This window comes from Microcystis sp. LE19-8.1F (genome assembly GCF_027531715.1).
Lineage (GTDB): Bacteria > Cyanobacteriota > Cyanobacteriia > Cyanobacteriales > Microcystaceae > Microcystis > Microcystis wesenbergii_A.
In genome coordinates this window covers 1-4,723 of sequence record NZ_JAPZSO010000166.1, presented here as the reverse complement: position 1 = coordinate 4,723, position 4,723 = coordinate 1, and the positions used below count along the sequence as shown (strand labels likewise).

At 37.6% G+C, this 4,723-nt stretch carries 6 protein-coding genes and 2 pseudogenes; 6 read left to right on the top strand and 2 right to left on the bottom strand.

The genetic code is table 11. The annotated features are described in order from the left end of the window. Positions 1-211: pseudogene (locus O9334_RS16300) on the bottom strand (IS701 family transposase); the annotation flags it as partial. 320 nt (positions 212-531) lie between these two features. Between O9334_RS16300 and O9334_RS16295 the strand changes: the two are divergent. The 5 genes and pseudogenes from O9334_RS16295 to O9334_RS16275 all read left to right on the top strand — a co-directional run bounded on the left by O9334_RS16295 (position 532) and on the right by O9334_RS16275 (position 2,390). Next, on the top strand, positions 532-714 hold the full coding sequence (locus tag O9334_RS16295) for a CsbD family protein (protein ID WP_002752242.1): 183 nt from the start codon (positions 532-534) through the stop codon (positions 712-714). 296 nt (positions 715-1,010) lie between these two features. After that, on the top strand, positions 1,011-1,487 hold the full coding sequence (locus tag O9334_RS16290) for a CsbD family protein (protein WP_002803199.1): 477 nt from the start codon (positions 1,011-1,013) through the stop codon (positions 1,485-1,487). 50 nt (positions 1,488-1,537) lie between these two features. Continuing rightward, complete coding sequence (locus tag O9334_RS16285; protein WP_103672709.1) at positions 1,538-1,687, top strand: lmo0937 family membrane protein; 150 nt, start codon at positions 1,538-1,540, stop codon at positions 1,685-1,687. An 8-nt stretch (positions 1,688-1,695) separates the two neighbouring features. Further along, a pseudogene (locus O9334_RS16280) lies at positions 1,696-2,226 on the top strand (RNA-guided endonuclease TnpB family protein); the annotation flags it as partial. Then, on the top strand, positions 2,223-2,390 hold the full coding sequence (locus tag O9334_RS16275) for a hypothetical protein (protein WP_288001215.1): 168 nt from the start codon (positions 2,223-2,225) through the stop codon (positions 2,388-2,390). The pseudogene O9334_RS16280 and the gene O9334_RS16275, both read left to right, overlap by 4 nt. Positions 2,391-2,584: 194 nt before the next feature. On the opposite strand, the gene O9334_RS16270 is transcribed toward O9334_RS16275, so the two are convergent. Further along, positions 2,585-3,730: a transposase gene (locus O9334_RS16270; protein ID WP_288001210.1), complete on the bottom strand. Its 1,146-nt coding sequence runs from the start codon at positions 3,728-3,730 to the stop codon at positions 2,585-2,587. A gap of 417 nt (positions 3,731-4,147) precedes the next feature. On the opposite strand from O9334_RS16270, the gene O9334_RS22910 reads away from it, so the two are divergent. After that, positions 4,148-4,285 carry a PIN domain-containing protein gene (locus O9334_RS22910; RefSeq protein WP_242017386.1) on the top strand — a complete coding sequence of 46 codons (138 nt, stop codon included), beginning with the start codon at positions 4,148-4,150 and terminating at the stop codon, positions 4,283-4,285. Positions 4,286-4,723: the final 438 nt, after the last annotated feature.

Sequence of the window (4,723 nt, the reverse complement as noted above, 5' to 3'; positions counted from 1 at the left end):
CTTCAAGTTCGATTTGAGGAGCCACTTCATCAAACAAATCCTTGAGTGTATAGTTCTCTCGCCACAAGAAACGATTGACACTGTCAGGAGATAAATTGCCCAGAATTTGAGCCAAACGAACACAGCTTATATATTTAGGTTCGCCGAGCAAAAATAGGGTGTAAATAGCCAGATTACATTGAGCAGTTGTTGGCTTCGTAATGTTTCTCATCAGTTGTTCTGTTATAAGGGATGCCCTTATGTCAGGAAATCAAATCGGAGAGAGTTTTGTCAAGAGTCGAGAGAGAAATTGTATCTAAGACTAACAAAATTAGACCACCCACATTTAAGCCTTTTTGTCAATGCGTAAGTTCTATGCTTGCAGAAACGGTATCGTTACATTTTGTGTCGTATTCAAGCAATTCATACAAATTTAATTAATTCATACAGTAAATCAAACAACCACCCGTTACAGTAATACCAGAAGCAGAATTGTTAGCTCAACTTAGGTAAGCAGTTCTCAAATCCAACAAATTCAATAAGGAGAGCATCATGAGCTTAAAAGATAGAACCGAGGCAACCGCCAAAAATATCGAAGGTAAAGTTCAAGAAGCAGTAGGAGATCTGACTGGCGATCCCAAAGCTCAGGCAGAGGGCAAGGAAAAACAGGCAGAGGCAAAAGTTCGTCACACTATCGAAGATGTGAAAGATGAAGTCAAAAAAATTATTGATTAGTAGGTCATTTGTCACGGCAACCGCCATTCAGACAAATGATTGAAACCCAGATTTCATCGGAACTCTTCCTCAAAAAATGGCTTCTTTCGAGACAGGTGAAACACTAGGACAAGGCGGCGTAAATAAACCCAATATTACCAGATATCTAGCTTCTCAAAGAAGTCGAATATCTCTCCCTCGGTAAATAAACTTACGCCGTCAAAGACTAGAAAAATCTTTCTCGAAAGGGTCTAGACAGTAGTTGTTCATCATCCATGTATCATCGATTCATCAAATTCTTTTTTGGAGTTAAAATGATGTCACTTCAACAGATTCGTCGCTTTTTTGTCACCATTATTTTAACTATAATGCTGGCAATTACTATAGCTTTTGATTTTGGAACTACAAATAGTTGGGCTGCAACTTTACCCACCCAATCGCAGACTCAAATCGCAAGCATGAATCGAGCCAAGGCAGTTACGAAAAATATTGAAGGCAAAGCTCAAGAAGCGATTGGCAACATGACAGGCGATCCCAAAGATCAGATGATGGGAAAAGCCAAGCAAGTCGAAAGTCAGGCTCGTAACGCAGCAGAAGATATAAAAGACCAGATGAAGTTAAAAGGGAGGGCAAAAGCAGTCACAAAGAACATTGAAGGCAAAGCTCAAGAAGCGATAGGTAAAGCTACTGGCAACCGCCAAGATCAAGTTGCTGGAAAAGCTAAACAAGTCGAAAGCCAAGTTCGCAATGCAGTAGAAGACGTAAAAGATACGGTTCAAGATATACTCAATTAAGGATCGATGACTGAATTTTCATTACTTTTCTCTAAATCAAGGAGGGAAATATGTTTGATCTCGTTTGGACTGCCGTTGTTATACTTTTCATCCTCTGGTTGTTAGGATTCTCCGTTAACATTGGCGGCGGCTTAATCCACCTGCTTTTGGTTTTGGTGCTGATTGGCGTTGTCTACAACTTGTTCATGAGGCGACGGTAATTGTTCATTCTCGAAAACAGAAAGGGTCAAAAAATCGGGAAAAAGCAAGAATCAAAGTAGCTAAGATTCAAGCTCGAATCACCGATAGCAGAAAAGACTATTTACATAAGCTAACCACTCAATTAGTTCGTGAAAACCAAACGATTGTGGTTGAGAATTTAGCCATCAAGAATATGGTCAAACACCCCAAGTTATCTCAAGCAATATCTGACGTTAGTTGGGGAGAAATCACTCGACAATTAGCCTATAAATGCTGTTGGTACGGAAGAAATTACATCGAAATAGATAGATGGTTTCCTAGCTCTAAAAGGTGCAGTAATTGCGGGTATATTGCTGAGAAAATGCCGTTAAATGTTCGAGAGTGGGATTGTCCAGACTGTGGGACGCACCATGACCGAGATATTAACGCCAGTAAAAACATTTTGGCCGCAGGGCTTGCGGTGTCAGTCTGTAGAGCGACCTGATGACCAGAACAGAGTAAATCTGTTAAGGCAGGTGCGAAAAATCCTTTGGGAAAGAGGCAGAAACTCAAATCGTGAGGTTTGGGAATCGCCGTCCGTTTCAAGGCGGCGAGGATGTCAACGGTCGCTGGATCACCCCAAAGAAAATTTACCCAATTCTCAACTATTACTATCAAAATAAGCCCCTGATAGAGGATTATCTTCCTGACAACTACGAAGAACAATACCAAAGATCCATTTAAGTACCGAGGAAAGGAAGCTAAATTCCATCAGGAATAATTAAATCAATCATTTCTTTACGATTTTGGTTCTTCCGAATTTACACTGTCAGTAGATGGAAAAGTTTGAATAACCAGAGTATTTAGTAACATCTGATACAAAATACTTAGAGAAATTAATTAAGAAAACTTATGTTTAAGAAAAAAGACTATTGCTATTAGCCAGAAGGCAAATAGATGGTATCAACAACTTGATAGATTTTATCAACGGCTTGCCTTAAAAACGAGAGCATTTGTTGAAAAGTAAATAACTCTCGATAAATTAAGCGTCCCCCACGTCTCGGAAAACAAACTTTTCGCCATAATAAATTAACCCAAATATTAAAAAGAAGAAAGGAAATTCCGATAAATAATAAGCGAATAACTGGCTTTTTATTGGGAGTTTTAATGCGACAAATATTTTTAATTCTATAGCTAGTCTCAATGCCAAAACGTTGACGATAAGCAGTATGAATATAATCTAGTTTAATAGATGGCAAATAAACTACATAAGCAAAATATTCAATTCCATGCTGGTTTCTTTTGCCTTTTTTGTACTTACAAACTATCCATAAATCAAAAGTTACACAATTATTTTGGTCTTGCCCCATAGTATAAGTAGTTTGATAACTTTTATTTCCTTGAATAAATTGCTTAATTCCCCCTGTTTTACCTCGAATAATTGCTGGCATAATGAAAGGTATTTTCAAAGCTTGTAGCCAACGAATAACAGCAATACTAAAAAAGCCTCGGTCTAAATAAAGAGTTTTAAAATCTATCTTTAGAAGAGAGCCTAATGCTAATAAATAGGTAATAATGGCGACAGTTGTGTCCGTATTCCGAATTCCTCTAATAGCTAAAGTTAATCTTTTTCCTTTTTTAATAAGATATAAGGTCGCATAAGCATAAAATGAGCAAGTTCCCTGTTTAGCCTGACTTCGGTAAATATAAGGTTTTTCGCTATCAGATGGTTCACCATAATAAGGAATTAAATTTAGGTCAATTGCCAACTTAAGCTTTCTTTTTTTGATTCTTGGCAATACCTGACTTTGTAAGGCTAGATTAACTTGGGATTCTAAAGTATCAAAATCATTTATTTTGTCTAAATGATGGCGAATATTTCGACCACAGCTAGAATTTTTAAGCATTTTAGCTGTGTTTTCAATGCTGTCGCAATTGCTGGCCGCCCTGACTAATATTTGATACAAGTCTGAGGCAGTAAATCCCCCCTGAGTTTCGAGAGGAATATGTTGAATTAAACAATCAATTGTTGTTGGTAATGTTTCTGATTCTGTTAGTAAAAATTGGCAGTTTTCGTTAATCAATTTTCAAATTTATTGCTGAAGTTTATTGATTTTATTATAACATTTTTATGTTTTTTTTGAGCGATTTTTTCTTTAATTAGTCAATTTAGATATAGATAACTTTTACTTATCATTGACCAGTGCTTAAGTACACAAGTACTAAAAAATACTAATTTTTTAGCCCCTATCATTTAGCGATCGCTATTGGACAAAAACTTTTCCATCTACTGACTGTAGAAAATTCCTCAAGCTCCCTCTCTGCCTAGCAATGCTCTAAAGTTGATAAATATCAATCTAACAAAAACTCAAAGTCTTAGTATACAAGCTTTACAAGCATAAGTTGTTGATAGTTTTACATGACAGGTTCGGTAGAGCCAAAAAGAAGTATTAGCTTTAGCAATAGAAATTTCCGATTCTCTCGCTTTACTTGATGATGGCTTGGCAAGACGGTATGCCAACTTATTAGGAATAAAACTCACTGGAACAATGGGAATATTATTAAAGGCTAAACAAAATGGTTATCTACACCGTATTGAGCCAATTCTTAATCAACGTCTCGACTTCGCTCGACGTTGACCCTGAGCGAAGCCGAAGGGTCAACTAGAATTGCTGAAGTTTCGCTTAGATGCCACTACTCGTACTTCTGTCTTAAAATTAGCTGGTGAAGGATAGAGTATGAAATCTATCGATCTATTTTAATATTTTTGGCATTAAGAGTTTCTTCCATCTTCATAACTTGGAAAGCCACAAAAAAGCACCCCCTCGCGGGAGTGCCTTTTCATTCAGACTAGGAATTATACTAAATCCTGTTTAAAAAGTATAGGATAGTGGGGTGTGGGGAGAAACAATTCATAACTTGAGAGTTAATCACAATAAGTAGTCGTGCAAAATTAATTTCCTAGTCGAGACAGGAGACAGGCTTCGGCCGTGAGCTTTTGCGTTCGACAAAAGCTCACGCCGAGGTCCGAACGGAGACAGGAGACGGTCGTCAGGAGACGGGGACTCCGGGACAGC